The organism is Gordonibacter sp. An230 (assembly GCF_002159915.1).
Classification (GTDB): domain Bacteria; phylum Actinomycetota; class Coriobacteriia; order Coriobacteriales; family Eggerthellaceae; genus Rubneribacter.
In genome coordinates this window covers 42044-58474 of record NZ_NFJP01000021.1, presented here as the reverse complement: position 1 = coordinate 58474, position 16431 = coordinate 42044, and the positions used below count along the sequence as shown (strand labels likewise).

Sequence of the window (16431 nt, the reverse complement as noted above, 5' to 3'; positions counted from 1 at the left end):
CCTTCCTTCCTCGTCAAGCGCGGGGCCCTGCCGGGCCCCGCGCGAACCGGCATCGCATCGGACGGTCGCGAAAGCCTGCGGCCGTCCGATGGCGCCCCGAACGGATTCCGATCCGCATGTTCGCAAGGGGTGTGGGGAGCGCGGATCGGAGCCCCGTCGCGAGCTCAGTAGAACATGAACACGCTGCCTCCGCAGGCGAAGAACGCCGCGCGCAGCAGCACCGCGCCCGCGAGCGCGCAGATCGCGACGCCCGAGCCGGCGGCTTTCCACGACCCGCTCCTTTTGCCGTAAACGGCGAAGGCCACCGCCGCAAGCGAGAGCGCAACGGCTCCGGCCGTGAGCCCGACCGCGCCGGACGAGAAGGGGCTGAAAGCGGAGGCCTCGACCATCGCTTCGGTGGGGTGGTTGGGATCGAAATAGTATCCCACGTCGACGAACTGGCTCACCGCGCCCGCCATCATGAGCGCGAAGGCCACCGTGCAGGCTGCGTTCGCCACGGTGCCGACGAGCGCGCAGCCGCCGTTGAGCCCGGCGTCCTTCGGGTCCTTGGCGAAGATGGCGAGGATGCCCGGCCCTGCGGCAGAAGCCAGCCCGAACAGCGAGAGCACCTGCAAGGCGTTGTTCCAAGCGGGACGCGCGGCCATGAGGTAGGACAGCCCCATGACCAAAACGAGCGCCGCTGATGCGGCGATGGCCAGCACGGCGCACCACCTCGGCACGCCCGCGCCGCGACGCAGCACGGCGAAGAACGCCGCCATGGCCGCCGCCATGACGATCACCGCGACGAGCTCCTGGGTGATGCCGGACGAGAGGTGGCCGAACCCGTTGAAGATGCGCTCCCAGTGCTCGAGGTGGAGAAACACCGCAACACCCCCCACGACCAGGAGGATCGCGCTAGCCGCAAGCGCAGGGGCCTGGGCCTTCGCGCCCCTGCCCGCAAGCGCGTAGACCCCCTGCGCGGCGAACAGCCCGGCGCTCGCTCCGACGAGCGTCGTGAACAGGATCAAGGGCCATTGCAATTCCATGGTCTACTCCTCTCCGCGCCACTGCCGATCGCGCAGGATGTACGCGAACGACGGCTTGTTGCCCACGTCGGGAAGACGGTGCACCTGGTCGTCGGTGAAGGGAAGCGCATATTCGCCCAGCTTCACGCGCGTCCTCTTCATGGTCTCGTAGGACGAGTCGTCGCCGAAGGAGGCCGGCTCGCCCGGAGCCTCGAGGTTCTCGACGCCCTGATCGATGTCGCCGAAGAAACGCGCGCGGGCGCAACACTGCTCGACGCATTGCGGCAGCTCACCTTGGGCGGTCTTCTGCTCGCAGAGCGTGCATTTCTCGACCACGCGCTCCTCCTCGTTGAGGTAGCGCACGCCATAGGGGCAGGCCATCACGCAGAACTGGCATCCGATGCACTTGGACTTGTCGATCTGGACGGTGCCGTCGGCGGCTTTGTAGGAAGCCTGCGTGGGACACACCTTCACGCACTCGGGCGCGGAGCAGTGCTGGCAGCCCGTGGGCAGGAAGTACATCTCCACGTCCGGGAACACGGACCCTTCGGCTTTGGGGTTGGGGCCTATGCGCAGCACCTTGTTCCAGAAAGAGCCCACCGGCACGCCGTTTGCGGCTTTGCAGGCCACGCTGCAGCTCAGACACCCCACGCACCTGTTCAGATCGGTCACTATGGCGTTTCTCATCGGTCATCGCCTCCGTTCAGCGAGAAGTCGGGCAGCCATTCCCTCAGGCGCGGATCCGCCGCATCGTGAATGATCTCGGTGCCGTCGGAATCGCAGGGAACGGGATTTCCGAACGGGCTGTTCTCCGGCGTGGCCTTGTACACCTTCACCGCGAAGCCGCGCATGCACGGCGACGCCATGATGGGATCGACGTTCTCGGGATTCAGAAGGCGGTTGCAGTTGCACAGCTCCTCGCCGTGGTTCGGTGCGGAAAGCTCGGGGAACCACCAGGCGTGCTCGAGGTTCACCACTCCTTCCCCGATGCCGTGGTAGAGATCGGCGCATTGGCGGATCTTCCCGTGCCTCGTCTCCACCCACACCCAGTCGCCTTGCTCGATGCCAAGCTTCGCAGCGTCGGCAGGGTTGATCTCGATGCGCGGCACGGGCCACTGCTCGCGGCACCAGGGCAGCTGACGATGCTCGGAATGGAAGTGCACCGGGATGCGCCGTCCCGTGGTGGCGATGAGAGGGTACTCCTCGAACAGCTCCGGATCGCTCACCGGGCTCTCCATGGGCTCGCGGTAGTCGGGCACGAGCCAGGACAGGTCGACGTTCGCCTTGCCGCCCATGCCGTAGCGTTCGATGACCGTCGGCCACAACTCGTACTTCGACGTAGGCGTGATGTAGCCGAAGCGGCGCGTCTTGTCGCAGCCGGGAACCTCCAAGCCCACGACCCCTTCCGCGCGTCCGACGCCGGGCTTGATGGTCATGTAGCCCGTCTCCCAGCGCCGATAGGTGCCCATCTCCTTGGGATAGACCTTCTTGGCGTTCTGCCAGCCGTTTTTCTGGAAGTCCTCCTCGAACTCGGCGTAGCTGTCGAAGGGAAGCCGCTCGCCGTTCTGCTCGATCGAATGCTGCTGCGCCAGCTGGAACATGCGCTCGCACGCGTCAGCCGTCGTGGGGTCGGGCATCTCGGGGTCCGTGCTCCACGGGAAGTCCATGGCCTGGGCGAGCGCCTTCATGAACATGGGATCGTCCTTGCAGTCGCCGGGGGCCTCCACGCAGGGCACGTTCATGGCGAGGCCGCAGTGAGGGCCTTGGCTGATGCGCGGGAAACGCATCTCGAGCCAATGGTACACGGGCACGAGGATGTCGGCGCACTCGGCCGTGGGATGGTGCCAGAGGTTCGCCTCCAGCCAGAAGTCCAGCTTGTTCATCGCCTCCCACGCAGGGCCCGACGTGCCGTGGTTCATGAACGAGCCCGAATCGTTCGCGCCGGCCACGATGGGGTACGGGTCGCCCTCGAGGACGGCCTTCCAGATGCTGTTCGGCTCGGACCACTGGCCGTACCACTTGGTGATGGGCCAATCGTCGCCGCCCACGATCTGAGAGTTCGAATCGAACTTGTTGCCCGCCTCGGGGCTCGCGTCGAACGTCCCGCCCAGAAACGCGTAGGGTAGCCAGCACTCGTCGTTGTAGTAGGCATGGGTGGGCCCGCGGTTGCCGCCGGGGACGTCCATGTTGCCGGTCATGTGCGAGAGCATCATGATGCTGCGGATGGTCTGGTAGTTGTTGCCGTTCTGGTCCATGGCGAGGCTGATGTGGATGCCGCCGTTGCCGTGGTCTTGGCCTTCGGGCCGCGTCGCCCAGGCGAGGCACGCGTCGCGGATGAGGTCGGCCTTGACGCCGGTGACCTCCTCGGCCCATTCGGGCGTCTTGTCGGCAAGCATCTCCACGTAGTACTGCCAGACGGTCTTGGCCTTCACCGTGCGCCCGTCTTTGAGCGTGACCTCGTACTCCCCCACGAGGTCGGGATCGATGCTCTCGAAGCGCGTGGGCTCGGGAAGCCATCCCTCGAAGGGGGTGCCCTCCTTGGCGACGCGCCCATTCGTCATCGCGGCGTCGGTGGTGATGTGCTCGCCGTCCCATTGCGTGACTTCGACGTCGAAGAAGGAAAGGGCCTCATTGCCCGTCTTGCCCTCCTTCGCCTTCGCCGCGTCGTGCACATAGAACCGCTGGTACGAGCCCCCTTCCACGACGTCGCACTCCTTCAGAAGGCGCGTTTTCATATCGTGCGCGCCGCCGTTGTCGATCATCCAACCGCCCGTGGGCTCCATGTCCTCCACCACAAGGAACGGGGCGTTGCTCCATCGCTTCATGTACAGCTCGTCCATGAGGTCGTTTTCGTAGATGATCTTCGCCCAGGCAAGCGCGATGGCCTGGTCGGTGCCGGGACGGACGTTGAGCCAGTAGTCGGCCTCCTTGCCCGCACCGGTCATGCGCGGGTCGATGATGATGAACGTCTCGGCCTTGTTGATCGCGTTCACCAGGTTGCGGCAGCTGTCGTCGTAGTTGGAGTACTCGATGTTGCCGCCCCACTCCACGTACACGCGCGGCTCTTCGGCCGACGTCATCCAGTTGCTGCCGTACTGGTCGGTGGTCGCGGTCGTGAGGAAGCGCGGGCCCTTGCAGATGCAGGAGGCCACATGGTGGTTCACCGCCCCCGTCAGGATGGACAGCGTCGAATAGCCGCCCATGGCCCACATGCGGCTCGTGCCGTTCATGGTGAAGATGCCCGTGCCGGTGTACTTCTCTTTGATCTCGGCGAACTTCTCCGCGCTGATCCGCATGGCCTCGTCCCACGTGATGCGCTCCCATCCCGGATCCTCGCCCTTGGGACGGGTGCGCTTCATGGGATAGCGCAGGCGGTCGGGATGGTAGCACGCCTGTATCGAGGATTGAGACTTCGTGCAGCAGTTTCCCCGGCTCGTGAAGCATGACTGATCGCCTTCCACGCGGACGGCTCTGCCGTCCTGCACGGTCACCCACACGCCGCATTCCATCTTCCCGCACCCTCGGCAGACCGTGCGGATGCGCCTCACCTCCCCCTCGGCTGCCGCAGGGCTCCCGTCGGCATCGGCCAGCGCGACGAGCGGGCTTCCCGACGACGACAGCGCCGCGGCTCCCGCCGTGGCCATCGCCATCTTCAGGAAGCCGCGACGGGACACGCTCAGCTTTTCCATCGGCTCTCCTCTCTAGCACGGCCCGTACGACAGGGACGTTTTCGACGAAGGCCGAAGCGCGGCCCGTCGTCCCTTACCGCCCCTTCGTCCATGCGCCACGTTAGCGCCCTGCGCCGTCTTTCGCATCGGAGAGAATTTATGCCCTTGTCACGATGCTCTCGAAGCTGTCATAAACAGTTTATGTTTTTCGAAAACCCCCGCGTGTGCACGGAGGCGATCCCGTCCCCAAGCCGCCTCGCCGCGTCATCGGAGGACGCGCACAGTCTATAATTGCGGCGAGGGGCGCGCCCGTCTGCGGGCGCATCGCGCCGGGTTTCGGACGCTCGGCGCTCCGTCACGAGCGAAAGGGGGTCGCGCGGCATGGGGGATACAGGCAAAGAGACGTACCGGAGCGTGTTCGCCGACCGCCTGAGGAAGTTCTCCAACGAGGCGTTCACCAAACGCATGATCGGGTTCACCTTCAGCCGGGCTTGGGTTTTCCTCGTGTTCTTCAACGGCGCCGTCGCGCCCGCATCGCCCGCAGAGCGGCTTGCGACCACGAGCATCTACCAAGGCTCCTTGATCGCGCTCGTGCTCACCCTGTTCGTTTGCGGGGCGCTCGACGATCGCTGCGAGCGGCTGCTTCGTGGCCCGATCGAGCGCTCTTTGCCGGCGCTGCTGTGCATCGTCGGCACGTCCGTCGAGCCCTTCGCCCAGCTCAGCGAAGGGATCGGGGCGGCCATGCTCGTCATCGCCTCCATGGCGACGGGCGTGGGGTCGGGGCTGCTCACCCTCTTCTGGGGGAAGATCTACAGTCTGGAAGGAGGTCCGTGCACGGCCGCGGAGGTGTCGGTGGCCTACGTGCTGGCGGCATCCCTCATGCCCCTCTACGGCATGCTGCCGCTTTCCTTGCAGATGACCGTCGTGGCGGTTCTGCCCATCGCATCGAGCGTGCTCATGGTGAGGGAGCTCGACCGCATGAGCCTCGAGCACGGTCTCAAGAACGAGCCTTTGCAGGAAGGCGCGGACTTGATCGCCGCAGAAGGGAGGCCTCCTTCCGACTACGTGGGGATGCTCGTCAAGTTCTCCGTGGGCTCCATCGTCTTCGGTTGCTGCATCAGCATGATGCAGTCGCTCTACACCTCCTACGAAGCGCCCTCGGGAACCGAGGCGTACTCCATCTTCACCTTTCCGCTGGCGGCTCTGCTCGTCAGCTGCATCATGCTGGGCATCCTGCTGTTCAGCAGAAGGCTCGACCTCGCGTTCTCCTACAAGACCGTCCTCATCTTCACGGCGGCAGGATGCCTTCTGACCCCGTTTTTCGAGGCCAACGCGTTTTTGAACCACTTTCTGGCCTACGTGTTCGTCCAAACGGGCTATTTCTGCTTCGAGATCATCAGCTGGGTGATGCTCGCCGACATGAGCCTCCGATTCGCCGTGCCGCCCTTGCGCGCCTACGGCTTCGGTCGCTGCGCGGTGTCGGGAGGCGTGCTTCTGGGATCGCTCTCGAGCTCGCTGCTCGCAAGCTCCGTCGAGTTCTCCTGGCAACTCCGGTTCGCCGTCTCGTGTTTGATGGTGTTCGCCGTGGTGGTGACCTACACCCTCACGCTCACCGAGCGTGACATCGCCCGCGTGCACCGTCACTCGATGAGGTGCCGCGAGCGACAGGGGAAAAAGCCTTCCGCCATCCCGGACGCGAGCATCGCGCTCGAGCCGCGGCTCGAGCGCGAGCCGGAGGCGCTCTCTTTGGAGGAACGGGTGGGGATCGTCGCCGACCGCGTCGGGGTGTCGGGACGGATGCGCGAAGTCATGCTGCTGCTCGCGCAAGGACGCTCGGCTGCGCGCATCGAACAGGAACTTTACATCTCGCGTGGCACCGTGAACACCTACAGCCACCGCCTGTACCAGAAGCTCGGCATCCACAGCCGGCAAGAGCTGCTCGACCTCATCTACGGAACGGAAAGGCCCGACCGGGAACAAGCCGGCTGACGGCGCGCCATGCGAGCGCTGCGAACTGCCGTCAGGCTTTCCTTCGCGGAAGCGGACGCCCCTCTAGACGTTGCGGGACGCCTCGGCGGCGAAAGCTCAACGAAGGCGCGACGCATCCGACGACACGCGGTGCGGGCTTCCCTTCGGCTCGGGACGATCCCTCTCCGGCAAAGGAATCGCGCGAGGCGGCGAGATCTCCGTCGACCTTCCCCTGCCCGCCCGCTTCCGTCACAGGTAGTCGTAGGGCATGCGGCGGGCGAAAGCGTAGAACAGCAGCAGCGGGATGATGGAGAGCGGGAGAAGCGCCACGGCGGCGGCCAGCGTCAGCGCTCGAGCCACGTAGAAGGCGAGCCGCCGCCAACCTGCGCGAGGGCGCGTCTCGCACGTCATGCGCACGAAGCCGCCGCCGAGCGTGCGGCCCTGCCGGAGCCACGGGACAACGCCCTCGAACGCGACGAACACCGCAGCCGCAACCGCGCGCTCCCACCAGCTGCCGTCGGTCCACGAGGAATCGCCCGCCGCATGCAGCGCGACGCTCGCCACGGCAAGCAGGACGACCAGGACGACCCCCATGACGGACAGGTCGATCCAGAGCGCGACGACACGGCGCACGAAGCCGGGCCGGTCGGTCACGCGACCTTCCCGTGCCAACTCGCCCGGCGGCAACAGGCGCCCGGCGAGCACGGCGGCGCCCCACCCGACGGCAGCGCCCGCCGTGTTGCAGAACAGGTCCAGAACGTCGAACATCCGGTACGCATAGGGATACAGGCCGAACAAGCCGGTGAGCTGCGCCGTCTCGATCAAAAGCGAGGTGCCGAACCCCGCCACGAGCGTCATTGCGAACCGCCAGCGCAGCAGGCGCCCCGCAATGAAGCCGAGCGGCACGAAGAACGCCACGTTCGCCACCATGTCCGGCAGGGCGCGCACGCCGTCCTTCGCGAGGTCGTCCAAGAAGCCGAGCGGGTTGAACCGCGGCTCGATGCCGTAGGTGATGCCGGGGCCGGACGTGCCGTCGGGCAACGGATAGAGCGTGAAGCACCCAAGCCCCAGCACGTAGAGCACGGCGAGGTAGGCCGACACCGCCGATGCCGCGCGCAACCGTCCGTCACGGTGGTACAGGTAGGCAAGGATAGGCAGCGTGAGCAGCAGAGATGCAAGCGGCCATAGCGCCACCGCCGCCGCGAAGCTCTCGCTGAACCGTCCGAGGAACTGTCCTATGTAGCCCACCGCCACCCGCCTTTCCCACAACGTCGTCCGCCTTCAGTATGAATCAGATCCTTTGCGGCGCGCTTGCCTGCCGCTTACGACATCCTTACTTCTTCGCAAGACGAACGCCATTTTCGCGACGAGGTTAAGCGGGCGCTGGCGTACCTAATTCGGTTCTAGCGAAAGCGATCGCAGGTTTCGAAGGCGCAACCCGCACCGACGACAAGCGCTTGTCGAGCGATGCTTTGTCGTTGCGCTCGCCGAGAAACCCAAAGCCTGCAATGCGGCTCTCGAAAATCTCGAGATCGAGCAGTTGCCCACTGGGAAACACGTGATCGGCGCCGCTTACGGGAATCGAAAAGGCAAGGGCGTTTCCTCAGCGTTTAACAAGCCCTCGCTTCATTCGGGAGCGCAGGCGGGACGCACGAAACGCCCGAAAACTCGAAACGCAACCGCCTCTTGCAATCGGTCAGGCACGCAGTCGGTTTTTCGCATTGGCCTCGAGCCGTTTGTCGAAAGCGGGGACGAAGCGCATCAAGGCGTATTGGAGGACGGGTGCAGCGCGGTATCGGCGTCGGCAAGCCTCGACGTCTCTAGCGCACCGGCTCGTAGCTCAGCTCGCTGGGGATGTCGGTGGCCTCCAGCTTCATGATGACGGGACGCAGGCCGTCGTTGCAGCTGACGATGGCCTTGCCAGGTTCGCGCATCCAGTCGTCGAAGTAGAACGTGAAGCCCTCGCCGCCGTGGGCGAGCGCGAACACATACTGGTAGATCGCCTTCCACGCCTCATCGCAGAAGCCCTCGGGCTTGGCGTAGTCGGCGTAGAACCCCTGTCCAGCACGCATCATCGGGCATGCTTGCAGCCCTTCGACGCCGTACTCCGCGGCCAACTCCTCGTCGAGCGTGGTCTTCAGCACCGTGATCCTCACTTTGCTCATGGCCATGACGGTTCCCTTTCGCTCTTGTCGTTCGATCATTCCTGCCTCACGTTATAATGCAGGGCAAGCCGTTGTGGAAGTACGATCATTCAGAACAGGTACTATCCTGAAGGGAAGCGCCTATGAGCATGGAGCCCTACGAGGGAAGCCTCTCGTCGCTCGCCGACACGCCGTTCGGCTACACGCTGTCGATGATCGGCGGGAAGTGGCGACTCGTCATCATGTACTGGCTCGTGGAGTGCGAGATCATGAGGTTCAACGAGCTTAAGCGAAAGATCGGGAACATCACCGACAAGACGCTCAGCCGCCAGCTGAAGGACCTGGAGGCCGACGGGCTTATCGTGCGCACCGAGTACCCGCAGATCCCGCCCAAGGTGGAGTACCGCCTCTCCGAGAAGGGCAAGTCGCTCTACCCCCTGATGGAGGCCATGTGCGAGTGGGGAACGAAGCACGACCCTCTCGATTAGGATAGCTGCCACGGTCGCTCCGTTCGCTTGGGATGACGGTATGTCGATCTTGCCTTGACGGCGATACAAGCGTCGAAGTCACAGTTTTGGCCGCTCTGAAGCCTTTTCATGGGCTCGGAGCTCGGTTTCGATGGCCGAACGGCCGTTATCTACGTGTTTGCGCAGGTCGCGAATTGCGCCAAGCGCCTGCGTGCCGCCAAAAAGCTTCAGAGCGGCCAAAACTGTGACCGGAAGCCCGCGAATCCGCGAAGGACCCTGCGCGGGGGGGGGCGCCTGACATGCGCAGGCAAGCTTGTCGAATCCCGCGAGGAGGTGGCGGGGAGAGCAACGTTATAATGAAATGCCTACGAATCAGCCGTTCGAAGCCACAGGAGTCTGCTCCATGTCATCCATCCACACCACGCTCGCGCGCGAGCTCAACTTATCTGCGGCGCAGGTCGCGGCCGTCATCGCCCTTGTCGACGAGGGCAACACCATCCCGTTCATCGCTCGCTACCGCAAGGAGGCCACCGGCGGCATGGACGACGCCCAGCTGCGCGCCTTCGACGAGCGCCTCGCCTACCTGCGCAACCTCGAGGCTCGCAAGACCGAGGTGCTGCGCGCCATCGACGAGCAGGGCAAGCTCACGGGCGAGCTGCGCGCGAAGATCGAGGCGGCCGAGGTCATGCAGCGCGTGGAGGACCTGTACAAGCCGTACAAGAAGAAGCGCGCCACCCGCGCGTCGAAGGCACGCGATGCAGGCCTCGAGCCCCTTGCGCTGCTCATCTTGGCGCAGGGCCGCAGCGACAAGAGCCCCCTCGCCCTGGCGGCCGGGCTCGTGAACGCCGAAACCGGCTTCCCCACGCCGGAGACCGCGCTGCAGGGCGCCCGCGACATCGTGGCCGAGGCCATCGCCGACGACGCCGAGCACACCGAGGCCCTGCGCACGTTCACCAAGCGCACCGGCGCGCTGGCCGTGGAAGCGGTCGACCCGCAGGAGAAGACCGTCTACGAGGCGTACTACGACTTCTCCGAGCCGCTCTCGCGCATCCCCAACCACCGCGTGCTCGCCGTCAACCGCGGCGAGAAGGAGGGGAAGTTGCGCGCCAAGGTGCGCGTAGACGCGGACGCCGCCATCGGGCAGCTGGAGCATCGTGTGGTCAGGAACCCGGCAAGCCCCTTCGCCCCCGAGCTGCGCGAAGCCATCTCCGACGGCTACAAACGCCTGATGGCCCCCTCCCTCGACCGCGAGATGCGCAGCCTCCTCACCGAGCGCGCGCAGACCGACGCAATCAAGGTGTTCGCGAAGAACACCGAGAGCCTGCTTTCGCAGCGTCCCGTGCGCGGCGCGCGCGTCATCGCCATCGACCCGGGCTACCGCACGGGCTGCAAGGTGGCGGTGCTCGACGAGTACGGCAAGCTGCTCGACTTCACCACCGTCTACCCCACCCCGCCGCGCAGCGAGGTGCGCAAGACGCAGGACAAGCTGGCCGAATACGTGAAGCGCCACCGCGCCAACACCATCGTCATCGGCAACGGCACGGGCAGCAGCGAGACGGAGGAGGTCGTGGCCGACCTCATCGCCAAGACGGACGCGCCCCTGCGCTACACCATCGTGAACGAGGCGGGCGCGTCGGTGTACTCCGCGTCCCAGCTGGCGAGCGAGGAGTACCCCGACCTCGACGTCACCACGCGCGGCGCCATGAGCCTGGACCGCCGCCTGCAGGACCCGCTCGCCGAGCTGGTGAAGATACCGCCGCAGTCCATCGGAGTGGGCCAGTACCAGCACGACCTCAACCAGGCAGAGCTCGGCCGCGCGCTCGCGGGCGTGGTGGAGCGCGTCGTGAACCGCGTGGGCGTCGACCTCAACACGGCCAGCGCGAGCCTGCTGGGCTACGTATCGGGCGTGAGCACCGCCGTGGCCAGGAACATCGTGGCCTACCGCGAGGAGCACGGAAGGTTCGCCGACCGCCGCGAGCTCAAGAAGGTACCCAAGCTCGGCGCCAAGGCCTACCAGAACTGCGCGGGCTTTTTGCGCGTGGCCGGCGGCGCGAACCCGCTCGATGCCACGAGCGTCCACCCCGAGAGCTACCCCGTGGCGCGCGAGCTGCTGAAACGCGCGAAGGTGAAGCCGGAGGCGCTCGCGCGCGGCGGCGTCCCCGACATCGCGAGCCGCCTCGGCGACCTGCCCGCCCTCGCGGCCGAGCTGGGCGTGGGCCTGCCCACCCTGCGCGACATCGTGGCCGAACTGGAGAAGCCGGGCCGCGACCCCCGCGACAGCGCGCCGGCGGTCGTGTTCAGCAAGGGCATCCGCGACTTCGACGACCTCGCGCCCGGCATGGAGCTCACCGGCACCGTGCGCAACGTGGTGGACTTCGGCGCGTTCGTGGACATCGGCGTGAAACAGGACGGCCTCGTGCACGTCTCCAAGCTGGCCGACCGCTTCGTGCGCCACCCGAGCGAGGTCGTGTCCGTGGGCGACACCGTCACCGTCTGGGTGGCCGGCGTCGACAAGGACCGCGGCAAGATCTCGCTGACCATGGTGAAGGGGAAACTGTAGACTCGGGAAGCTCTTCCGAGCTACAGCTTGCCCCGCCGACCCCTACGCTTGGCGGTAGCGGCTGAGAAAATCGCCGAGATCCCGCATCGCCTCGCCGAGCACCTCGATGCGCGGCAGGTACACCACGCGGAAGTGGTCGGGCTTCTTCCAGTTGAAGCCGCCGCCGTGCACCACGAGCAGGCGCTTCTCGTGCAGCAGGTCGAGCGTGAACTTCTCGTCGTCCGTGATGTTGAACTTCTTCACGTCGAGCTTCGGGAAGATGTAGAAGCCCGCCTTGGGCTTCACCGCGGTGACGCCGGGGATGTCGTTGAGCGCGTTGTACACGTACTCGCGTTGCTCGTACACGCGACCGCCCGGCACGATGTAGCCTTGCACGCTCTGGTGGCCGCCGAGCGCCGTCTGCACGATGGACTGCGCGGGCACGTTCGAGCACATGCGCATGTTGCACAGCATGTTGACACCGAGGATGTAGTCGTGCGCCCGCGCCTTGTCGCCCGACAGCACCATCCAGCCGATGCGGTAGCCGGCCACCATATGCGACTTCGACAGGCCGCTGAACGTGACGCAGAACACGTCGGGGGCCATCGAGGCGATGGAGACGTGCTCGAGCCCGTCCATGACGATGCGGTCGTAGATCTCGTCGGAGAAGATGATGAGGTTGTGCTCGCGCGCGATGTCGACGAGCTCCTGCAGCACCTCGCGCGGGTAGAGCGAGCCGGTGGGGTTGTTCGGGTTGATGATGACGAGGGCCTTCGTGCGACTCGTCACCTTTTTGCGGATATCGTCCATGTCGGGGTACCATTCCGCCTGCTCGTCGCACACGTAATGGACGGGCGTGCCGCCGGCGAGCGTGACGCACGCCGTCCACAGCGGGTAGTCCGGCGAGGGCACAAGCACCTCGTCGCCGTTGTCGAGCAGCGCGAGCATGCTGAGGTTGATGAGCTCGCTCACGCCGTTGCCGGTGTACACGTCGTCGACGTCGACACCCTGGATGTGCTTGAGCTGCGCATACTGCATGATGGCCTTGCGCGCCGAGAACAGGCCCTTCGCCGACGAATAGCCCTCGCAGTCGACGAGTTGGCGGCTCATGTCGAACACCATCTCCTCGGGAGCGCGGAAGTCGAACGGTGCCGGGTTGCCGATGTTGAGTTTCAGGACGCGCGCACCGGCCGCCTCCATGCGCTCGGCCTCCTCCACCACCGGGCCGCGCACGTCGTACAGCACGTTGTCCAATTTTGCCGACTTCTTGATCTCGCGCATGGGAGTACTCCTCGATTCAATGGTTGCGGATGCTGCCCTGGTTTCGGCTTCGATGCAGGGAGGCTCGCTCGCAGGCGCATCCTCATGAACGGCAGGTTCAATTTCCTTGCCCTCCATCAGCCAGGCGGTGGGCACGTCCAATACGGCGGCCAACACTTCGCCAACGGGCCTGCGGGGAACGGTTTTACCGTTCGCATACTGACTGACCTGGCTTTTTCCAAGCCTCATCCCCCGTTTGCCCGCCAGCCTGATAAGATCGGCCTGCTTGAAGCCCTGGGCCGCCATAGCCCGGACGAGGCGATCGGCGAACGATTCATACTGCATGCTCATAAGCGCTCCAAAGTTCAATTTCTCAGTTCAATAAATTGAACTTATTGAACCAGAGAACGGTGCACGGTGCAAGCATAACGAGGCAAGTTCATTTTATCGGCATCTTGTCGCAGATCGACGGTTGCGGGGGCGGATGCGCTACCATAAGCATCGAGCGAGCACTTGAGCCAAGAAAGCAGGAGACACGACCAGCATGGAAACACGAGCCTGTTCAGAACCCGACCGCATCCAGGTGCGCGGCGCGCATGTGCACAACCTGAAGGACCTCGACGTCGACATCCCGCTCGGCCGCCTCGTGGGCATCGCGGGCGTGTCGGGGTCGGGCAAATCGTCGCTCGCCCTCGGCGTGCTGTACGCGGAGGGCTCGCGCCGCTACCTCGAGGCGCTCTCCACCTACACGCGCCGCCGCCTCACGCAGGCGGGGCGCGCCGACGTGGACGAGGTGCTGCACGTGCCCGCCGCCCTCGCGCTGCACCAGCGGCCCGCCGTCCCCGGCGTGCGCAGCACGTTCGGCACCTCCACCGAGCTCTTGAACAGCCTGCGCCTCCTGTTCTCGCGCGTCGGCAGCCATGTGTGCCCCAACGGCCACCGCGTTCCGCCCACGCTCAACGTCGCCGCCGAGCGGCCCATCACGTGCCCCGTCTGCGGCGTGGAGTTCTTCGGCCCGAGCGCCGAGGAGCTGGCCTTCAACGGCGACGGCGCGTGCCCCGAATGCGACGGCACCGGCGTCGTGCGCACCGTGGACACAGACGCGCTCGTGCCCGACGAGTCGCTCACCATCGACGAGGGCGCGGTGGCGCCGTGGGGCACGCTCATGTGGGATCTCATGAAGCAGGTCGCACGCGAGATGGGCGTGCGCACCGACGTGCCGTTCAACCAGCTCACGCCCAAGGAGCGCGACATCGTGTTTTCCGGCCCCGCCGAGAAGAAGCACATCCTGTACAAGGCGAAGAAGTCCGACACCTTCGCCGAGCTGGACTTCACCTACTACAACGCCGTCTACACCGTGGAGAACGCGCTGGCGAAGGTGAAGGACGAGAAGGGCCTCGCGCGCGTGGCCCGCTTCCTCAAGCAGGGCACCTGCCCCGTGTGCCACGGCACGCGCCTGTCGGCCGACGCGCTGAAGCCGCAGGTGGCGGGCATCAACCTGGCCGAGGCCACCGAGAAGACGCTCGCCGGCCTCACGGGCTGGGTGGACGCCGTGCCGGGCGGCCTGCCGACCGAGATGCGCCCGATGGCGAAAAACATCTGCGAGTCGTTCCAGCACACGGCGCGCCGACTCGTCGACCTGGGGCTGGGCTACCTCTCGCTCGACCGTGCGGGCTCGACGCTCTCCACCGGCGAGCGGCAGCGCGTGCAGCTGGCCCGCGCCGTGCGCAACCGCACCACGGGCGTGCTCTACGTGCTGGACGAGCCGTCCATCGGGCTGCACCCGGTGAACGTCGACGGCCTGGTGGAGGTCATGCGCGACCTTCTGGCCGACGGCAACTCGGTGGTGATGGTGGACCACGACGCGCGCATCCTGGGCGAGACCGACCATATCGTGGAGATAGGCCCGGGCGCCGGCGCCGCGGGCGGGCGCGTGATCGCCCAGGGCAGCGTACCCGAGATCGAGGCCGACCCAGACTCGCTCATCGGGCCGTTTTTGTCAGGAGCGCGCACCGTGCACGTGCGCGCCCGAGCCGACGCCGCCCACGTGTTCGACCTCGGCCGCATCCATCTGGAGACGGACGCGCTCCACACCGTGAAGCCCCTTGCCGTGGACGTCCCGCGCGGGCGGCTCACCGCCGTCACGGGCGTGTCGGGCTCCGGCAAGACCACGCTCGTGCTGGAGAGCCTCGCGCCCGCGCTCAAGGCGGCGGCCGTCGGCGAGAAGCCGCCCGCCCACGTGCGCGTCCTCGAGGCCGCGGGCATCGAGCGGGCGAACCTCATCGACGCCTCCCCCATCGGCATCAACGTGCGCTCGACCGTGGCCACCTACGCGGGCGTGCACGACGAGCTGCGCCGCGCCTTCGCCCGCACCCCCGAGGCGAAGGCCGCCGGCCTCAAGGCGGGCGACTTCTCGTACAACACGGGGAAGCTCCGCTGCCCAGTGTGCGACGGCACGGGTTCCATCAGCCTGGACGTGCAGTTCCTGCCCGACGTGGACATCACCTGCCCCGCCTGCCGCGGCTCGCGCTACGCGCCGGAGGCCGACCGCATCCGCCGACCGCACGCGGACGACCCGGTCGACCTCGTGTCGCTGCCCGACCTCATGGCCATGGACGCGAGCGAGGCGCTGGCCGCCACGTCCGACCTCAAGCGGGTGGCCGCGAAGCTGCAGACCCTCTGCGACCTGGGGCTCGGCTACCTCACCCTCGGCGAGGCCACGCCGGCGCTCTCCGGCGGCGAGGCGCAGCGCCTGAAGCTGGCGAGCGAGATGAAGCGTACGCAGGACGACGCCGTGTTCGTGTTCGACGAGCCCACCATCGGCCTGCACCCGCTCGACGTGGCGCAGCTCTTGGAGGTGTTCGACCGCCTGGTGACGCAGGGCGCCACCGTGGTGGTGATCGAGCACGACCTGGACGTCATCGCGAACGCCGACTACGTGATCGACATGGGCCCCGGCGGCGGCGCCTCCGGCGGCCGCATCGTCGCCGCCGGCACCCCCGAGCAGGTGGCCGCCGATCCGGACAGCGTCACGGGAAGGTACCTCTAAGCCTTACTTCGCCGCCTGCGCCGGGCAAGCTCCTCGATGGTGTCGGCGCGGTAGACGAGAGCGCAGCTTTTCAGCTGGACAGTTCATACCTCGCGCCCCATACTGGGCGAGGCCGCCGACGCGCTCTACCAGCTGGGGCCGAGGGACTTCGCCCCCATATTCGGCGGCGAGCCGAACGGCACCCTGGGTTTCGGCGTGGTGCAGGTGCCTCTGGAGGAACATATCCCCGTCACCGTGTGCGCTGCCTACCGCAAAAGCCGCGATTCCGCCTTCCTCCAGGAGGTTCTGAGGCTTCTGACCGAGGAGGCGGTCGCCCTCGCCAAGCCCTGAAG

12 protein-coding genes are annotated in these 16431 nt (G+C 66.3%); 6 read left to right on the top strand and 6 right to left on the bottom strand.

Annotated features, from left to right (window positions below):
• Window positions 1-164 precede the first annotated feature (164 nt).
• The 3 genes from B5F40_RS11095 to B5F40_RS11085 are packed head-to-tail and all read right to left on the bottom strand — an operon-like array spanning window position 165 to window position 4693.
• Window positions 165-1025 carry a DmsC/YnfH family molybdoenzyme membrane anchor subunit gene (locus B5F40_RS11095; protein WP_087194405.1) on the bottom strand — a complete coding sequence of 287 codons (861 nt, stop codon included), beginning with the start codon at window positions 1023-1025 and terminating at the stop codon, window positions 165-167.
• 3 nt (window positions 1026-1028) lie between these two features.
• Window positions 1029-1691, bottom strand: coding sequence for a 4Fe-4S dicluster domain-containing protein (locus tag B5F40_RS11090; protein WP_087194404.1), 663 nt, complete (start codon window positions 1689-1691; stop codon window positions 1029-1031).
• Window positions 1688-4693 carry a molybdopterin-containing oxidoreductase family protein gene (locus B5F40_RS11085; RefSeq protein ID WP_087194403.1) on the bottom strand — a complete coding sequence of 1002 codons (3006 nt, stop codon included), beginning with the start codon at window positions 4691-4693 and terminating at the stop codon, window positions 1688-1690. The genes B5F40_RS11090 and B5F40_RS11085 overlap by 4 nt, the downstream gene beginning before the upstream one ends.
• Window positions 4694-5053: 360 nt before the next feature.
• On the opposite strand from B5F40_RS11085, the gene B5F40_RS11080 reads away from it, so the two are divergent.
• On the top strand, window positions 5054-6661 hold the full coding sequence (locus tag B5F40_RS11080; RefSeq protein ID WP_087194402.1) for a helix-turn-helix domain-containing protein: 1608 nt from the start codon (window positions 5054-5056) through the stop codon (window positions 6659-6661).
• A 228-nt stretch (window positions 6662-6889) separates the two neighbouring features.
• Here B5F40_RS11080 and B5F40_RS11075 read toward each other — a convergent pair whose 3' ends face one another.
• Window positions 6890-7888 carry a VanZ family protein gene (locus tag B5F40_RS11075; protein ID WP_087194401.1) on the bottom strand — a complete coding sequence of 333 codons (999 nt, stop codon included), beginning with the start codon at window positions 7886-7888 and terminating at the stop codon, window positions 6890-6892.
• Window positions 7889-8460: 572 nt separating this feature from the next.
• A complete protein-coding gene (locus B5F40_RS11070) occupies window positions 8461-8811 on the bottom strand; it encodes a TIGR04076 family protein (RefSeq protein ID WP_239443025.1) in 351 nt (116 codons plus the stop codon).
• A gap of 116 nt (window positions 8812-8927) precedes the next feature.
• On the opposite strand from B5F40_RS11070, the gene B5F40_RS11065 reads away from it, so the two are divergent.
• Window positions 8928-9272 (top strand): winged helix-turn-helix transcriptional regulator, encoded by a 345-nt coding sequence (locus tag B5F40_RS11065; RefSeq protein ID WP_087194400.1) that lies wholly within the window; start codon window positions 8928-8930, stop codon window positions 9270-9272.
• A gap of 382 nt (window positions 9273-9654) precedes the next feature.
• Complete coding sequence (locus B5F40_RS11055; protein ID WP_087194398.1) at window positions 9655-11811, top strand: Tex family protein; 2157 nt, start codon at window positions 9655-9657, stop codon at window positions 11809-11811.
• 42 nt (window positions 11812-11853) lie between these two features.
• Here the strand turns inward: B5F40_RS11055 and B5F40_RS11050 are convergent, their stop codons facing one another.
• Window positions 11854-13071: an aminotransferase class I/II-fold pyridoxal phosphate-dependent enzyme gene (locus tag B5F40_RS11050; RefSeq protein ID WP_204217384.1), complete on the bottom strand. Its 1218-nt coding sequence runs from the start codon at window positions 13069-13071 to the stop codon at window positions 11854-11856.
• An 84-nt stretch (window positions 13072-13155) separates the two neighbouring features.
• Here B5F40_RS11050 and B5F40_RS16415 point away from each other — a divergent pair, with 84 nt between their 5' ends.
• The 3 genes from B5F40_RS16415 to B5F40_RS16835 all read left to right on the top strand — a co-directional run bounded on the left by B5F40_RS16415 (window position 13156) and on the right by B5F40_RS16835 (window position 16429).
• Window positions 13156-13440, top strand: coding sequence for a hypothetical protein (locus B5F40_RS16415; protein ID WP_204217382.1), 285 nt, complete (start codon window positions 13156-13158; stop codon window positions 13438-13440).
• A 154-nt stretch (window positions 13441-13594) separates the two neighbouring features.
• The gene (locus B5F40_RS11045) at window positions 13595-16099 is read left to right on the top strand and encodes an excinuclease ABC subunit A (protein ID WP_087194396.1); all 2505 of its coding nucleotides are present in this window, start codon (window positions 13595-13597) and stop codon (window positions 16097-16099) included.
• A 195-nt stretch (window positions 16100-16294) separates the two neighbouring features.
• Window positions 16295-16429 carry a hypothetical protein gene (locus tag B5F40_RS16835; RefSeq protein ID WP_255396417.1) on the top strand — a complete coding sequence of 45 codons (135 nt, stop codon included), beginning with the start codon at window positions 16295-16297 and terminating at the stop codon, window positions 16427-16429.
• Window positions 16430-16431 lie beyond the last annotated feature (2 nt).

Coding starts and splice junctions, on each gene's coding strand:
- B5F40_RS11055 (WP_087194398.1), top strand. CDS start 9,655: ATGTCATCCATCCACACCACGCTCGCGCGCGAGCTCAACTTATCTGCG.
- B5F40_RS11090 (WP_087194404.1), bottom strand. CDS start 1,691: ATGAGAAACGCCATAGTGACCGATCTGAACAGGTGCGTGGGGTGTCTG.
- B5F40_RS11065 (WP_087194400.1), top strand. CDS start 8,928: ATGAGCATGGAGCCCTACGAGGGAAGCCTCTCGTCGCTCGCCGACACG.
- B5F40_RS11045 (WP_087194396.1), top strand. CDS start 13,595: ATGGAAACACGAGCCTGTTCAGAACCCGACCGCATCCAGGTGCGCGGC.
- B5F40_RS11050 (WP_204217384.1), bottom strand. CDS start 13,071: ATGCGCGAGATCAAGAAGTCGGCAAAATTGGACAACGTGCTGTACGAC.
- B5F40_RS11095 (WP_087194405.1), bottom strand. CDS start 1,025: ATGGAATTGCAATGGCCCTTGATCCTGTTCACGACGCTCGTCGGAGCG.
- B5F40_RS11070 (WP_239443025.1), bottom strand. CDS start 8,811: ATGGCCATGAGCAAAGTGAGGATCACGGTGCTGAAGACCACGCTCGAC.
- B5F40_RS11080 (WP_087194402.1), top strand. CDS start 5,054: ATGGGGGATACAGGCAAAGAGACGTACCGGAGCGTGTTCGCCGACCGC.
- B5F40_RS11085 (WP_087194403.1), bottom strand. CDS start 4,693: ATGGAAAAGCTGAGCGTGTCCCGTCGCGGCTTCCTGAAGATGGCGATG.
- B5F40_RS16415 (WP_204217382.1), top strand. CDS start 13,156: ATGAACGGCAGGTTCAATTTCCTTGCCCTCCATCAGCCAGGCGGTGGG.